General features: G+C 69.4%; 6 protein-coding genes. 4 read left to right on the top strand and 2 right to left on the bottom strand.

Translation table 11 applies throughout. The annotated features are described in order from the left end of the window. Window positions 1–312 (bottom strand): metalloregulator ArsR/SmtB family transcription factor (locus tag RMO04_RS12870; protein WP_309645181.1); only part of this gene is annotated, 312 nt, incomplete at its 3' end. A gap of 84 nt (window positions 313–396) precedes the next feature. On the opposite strand from RMO04_RS12870, the gene RMO04_RS12865 reads away from it, so the two are divergent. From RMO04_RS12865 to RMO04_RS12850, 4 genes are read left to right on the top strand one after another with little or no spacing between them, the layout of a single operon-like run. Then, window positions 397–1,107: a hypothetical protein gene (locus RMO04_RS12865; protein WP_309645180.1), complete on the top strand. Its 711-nt coding sequence runs from the start codon at window positions 397–399 to the stop codon at window positions 1,105–1,107. After that, window positions 1,104–1,409, top strand: a complete 306-nt coding sequence (locus RMO04_RS12860; RefSeq protein ID WP_309645179.1) for a hypothetical protein — start codon at window positions 1,104–1,106, stop codon at window positions 1,407–1,409. Before RMO04_RS12865 ends, RMO04_RS12860 begins: the two co-directional genes overlap by 4 nt. Before the next feature lie 4 nt (window positions 1,410–1,413). Further along, on the top strand, window positions 1,414–1,668 hold the full coding sequence (locus tag RMO04_RS12855) for a hypothetical protein (protein ID WP_309645178.1): 255 nt from the start codon (window positions 1,414–1,416) through the stop codon (window positions 1,666–1,668). A gap of 58 nt (window positions 1,669–1,726) precedes the next feature. After that, window positions 1,727–3,088 carry a M24 family metallopeptidase gene (locus tag RMO04_RS12850; RefSeq protein ID WP_309645177.1) on the top strand — a complete coding sequence of 454 codons (1,362 nt, stop codon included), beginning with the start codon at window positions 1,727–1,729 and terminating at the stop codon, window positions 3,086–3,088. Here RMO04_RS12850 and RMO04_RS12845 read toward each other — a convergent pair. Next, a complete protein-coding gene (locus RMO04_RS12845; RefSeq protein WP_309645176.1) occupies window positions 3,085–3,879 on the bottom strand; it encodes a site-2 protease family protein in 795 nt (264 codons plus the stop codon). The two genes, RMO04_RS12850 and RMO04_RS12845, sit on opposite strands and share 4 nt — an antisense overlap. Window position 3,880 lies beyond the last annotated feature (1 nt).

The raw sequence follows: 3,880 nt of genomic DNA, 5'->3' as shown, positions 1-3,880 counted from the left end.
CGCGCTGAGCGCGGCGAGGGGGGCCTCTGCGTACTTGCCGATCCAGCGGTCGTGGATCAGGCGGATGGGGACGGGGTTGAGGTAATGCAGCTTCTCGCGCCCCGAACGGCGGGTGACCACCAGACCGGCGTCCTCCAACAGCTTCAGATGCTTCATCACCCCAAAGCGGGTCATCGCCACCTGCGCCTCCAGATCGGAGAGCGTGCGCCCGTCACGGGCGTGCAGGAGGTCGAGGAGAAGCCGCCTCGTGGGATCGGATAGCGCCTTGAAGACCAGGTCGTCGTCAGTCACGGCGGGACCATAGGTGACCATATGGTCACGTGTCAAGCCAAGGGCGTGCTTGCCGCGCGGCGCAGCTTGATCTCAAGTGATCGGCGCGCCGGGGGGACACAGGCGATGTCGATCCTGATGATGTTGGCGACGGTGGTTCTGGCGACCATCGCGGTGCTGCGCCTGGCGGCCTATCTCAGCCGCACGCCAACCTTTGGCTCGATGAGCAACACCGTCGAGTTCGCGGAAAAGTCGCTGACCATCGTGGCGATCCTGGCCGCGGGGTTCTGGTACTTCTTCGAGCGTCCGGACTCGGCCAAGGTGGACATCGAGCAGAGCGTGGCGATCCAGCCAGCGCAACCGGGCTTCGTCCTGCTGCTGACCGAGATCTCGATCAAGAATGTCGGCTCGACCGTGCTGGACTTCAACAACTCGCCCTACACCATCGAGGTGCTTCAGATCACGCCGCTCACCAAGGTCCCGGCCAAGGAATACAGCGACGACTACGGCCGCAGCGTGCGCCGCATGCATGGCGCCGACGAATGGTCGCTGGTCGGGCGCTATCAGTCCGACGAGAAAGTGCCCGGTCTGAAGAAGAGTGAAATGGAGATCGAGGGCCTGACCAGCCTGATCGAGTCCAACGAAACCGAGAACCTGTATCACCGACTGATTCTAGCGTGTCAGCCGGACCTTCGGCTTGCCGTCCGCTCACAATTCCGCAAACCTAAGACTTGGCAGGACAACCTGGCGCAACGGCCGACTGTGTATTGGACCAAGCAGACCTATGTCGATGTGACGGAGGCCTGCGTGACGGACAACAAGGGGGCTAGGAAATGACGATCTCGAAGTTCGCGGCGGTGGGACTGACCGTGGCGTTGCTGGCGGCCGCGGGTTGCCAGAAGAAGGAAGAGGCGGTCGAGCCGCCGCCGGTGGTGGCCACCCCGCCCGTCGAGACGCCCCCCGCCGACACCGGCGGTGACCTGGGCGCCATGCCGCCCCCGCCGCCTGGCGACATGGGCTCCATCGGATCGCTGCCCCCGAACGGCGAGGCCCGGCCGGGGACCAGCTCCCAACCCCAGGGCGCGGCCGGTCCGCTGGCGGCCCCTCCGGTCACCGAGTCCGGCGCGGTGAAGCGCTAGGACGGTGCGCCGCGCCGTCCTGCTCATTGTCGGGCTGATGGCGCTGGCCCTGGCGGCGGGCTACCTGAAGATGGTCCTGACGCCGGCGTCGGACGAGCCGCCCGAGGACATCGGCGCCTATATCCCGCGGACCGACGGGGTCTCGCCCGTGTCGGCCGCCAGCGGCGAGGCGCGGCCGGGAACCAGTTCCCAGCCGCAGGGCGTGGCCGGACCCCTGGCGCCGCCGCCGGTCAACGAGCCCGGCGCGGTGAAGCGCTAGGACGCGGGCGCGGCAAATCGGCTAACACCCTGGAGGGCGTACGGGGGGCGAGGGCGTGATGGGCGTGTTGAAACTAGGTCTGGCCGGGCTGCTGGCCCTCGGGCTATCGGGCGCGGCGTCGGCCGAACCCATCCCCATGAGCCAGGTCGAGCGGACCGATCCCGCCATGCCGCCGATCCTGCCCCTGCGCGAACAGGCCAAGGTCCAGGACGCGATCCTGGCCGAGCGGCTGGACACCGTGGTCCCGGCCCTGATGCGCGCCCAGAAGATCGACATGTGGGTGCTCGTGGCGCGGGAGTACATGGAGGACCCCGTGGTCGCCACCATGCTGGACGCCCAGAGCTTCCATGCGCGGCGGCGCACGATCCTGGTGTTCTTCGACCCCGGCGCCGGCAAGCCCATCGAGCGGCTGACGGTCAGCCGCTACGGCCTGGGCGGCCTGTTCGCCCCGGCCTGGTCGCCGGAGAAGCAGCCCGACCAGTGGAAGGCGCTGGCCGAGGTGATCGCCGCGCGCGCCCCCAAGACCATCGCCATCAACACCTCCAGCGTCAGCGCGCTGGCCGACGGCTTGACCCTGTCCCAGCACAGCGAGATGGCCGCGGCCCTGCCCGACACCTACCGCCAGCGGATGGTATCGGGCGAGGGGCTGGCGGTGGGCTGGCTGGAGACCCGGACGGCGCGGGAGATGGCGCTCTATCCGTCCATCGTGCGCATGGCCCATTCGGTGATGGCCGAAGCCTTCTCCGAGAAGGTGATCACGCCGGGGACGACCACCACCGCCGACGTGGTCTGGTGGTACCGTCAGCGCCTGGCGAGCCTGGGCCTCGCCACTTGGTTCCAGCCCTCGGTGGGGGTGCAGCGGCAGGGCGCGGCCGGGACGCTGGGCGGCGACACGGTCATCCAGAAGGGCGACCTGCTGTGGACCGATTTCGGGATCACCTATCTGCGGCTGAACACCGACACCCAGCACCTGGCCTATGTGCTGAAGGACGGCGAGACCGACGCCCCGGCCGGGCTGAAGGCCGGGCTGGCGGCGGCCAACGCCGTGCAGGACGCCCTGACCTCATCGTACCGTCCGGGCGACACCGGCAACCAGGTGCTGGCGCGGGCGCGGGCCAAGGCCATCGCCGCGGGGCTGAATCCGACGATCTACTCCCACCCCGTGGGCTATCACGGCCACGCGGCCGGCTCGGCCATCGGGTTCTGGGACAACCAGCAGGGCGACGCACGCGGGAACCACCCGATCGTGGCGAACACCGCCTGGTCGATCGAGCTCTCGGCGATGGCCGCCGTGCCGGAGTGGGGCGGCCAGGCGGTCTCGTTCCGGGCGGAGGAGGACGCCTTCTTCGACGGAGAGACCGTGCGCTATCTGGACGGTCGGCAGACGGCGATCCCCCTGATCCCGCGCGGCCGGCGCTAAGTCCAGAACTTGAAGCTGTCCCAGCCGGACTGGATCAGCTCGCGGGGCAGGGCCAGCAGGTCGGTGAACAGCAGAGCCACGCCGAAGAACAGCCGCGCCGCGAACGGCACGAAGAACAGCAGGGCCAGCAGCGCCAGCATGGCGATCCCCTCGATGGGGCGCAGCTTGTCGCGGACGCCCTGCGGCAGCCACGGCCGCAGGATGCCGAAGCCGTCCAGGCCCGGGACCGGCAGTAGGTTCAGCACCAGGGCGGTGGCCTGCAGGAAGGCCAGGAAGGCCAGGGCCGGGACCAGCGGATTGGCCGCCCCGCCGGGCAGGGCCGGGGCCGCCAGATGGATGCCGAAGCCCAGCGCGATCAGCACCACGAAGGTCCCCGCCGGTCCCGCGAGGCTGGCCAGAGAGCGCCAGGCCCGCGAGCGCATCATGTCCTCACGCAGATAGACCGCCCCGCCCGGAAAGCCGATCCCGCCCAGGACCAGGGCGATGACCGGGATGACGATGGAGGTGCCGAGATCGGCGTATTTCAGCGGATCGAGGGTGAGATAGCCCTTCTCCACGATGGTCGGGTCGCCCGCCTTGTGGGCGGTGAAGGCGTGGCCGAATTCATGCACCACCACCGCGGCGATCCAGCCCAGCACCACGAAGGCGAAGGTCAGCGGACCGGCCGCCTCAGGCAGCAGCGCCAGGGCCGCGCCCGAAGCGATCCAGGCGACGAGCAGGATGAGCGCGTTGGGGCTGATGGGCGGGCGGTCGGTGGCGGGAAGGACGGCGTCGGCCAAGGGGGCTCCGATC

This window comes from Phenylobacterium sp., from assembly GCF_031412415.1.
In the GTDB taxonomy this organism is placed as follows: domain Bacteria; phylum Pseudomonadota; class Alphaproteobacteria; order Caulobacterales; family Caulobacteraceae; genus Phenylobacterium.
This window is presented reverse-complemented; position numbering and strand designations above follow the sequence as displayed.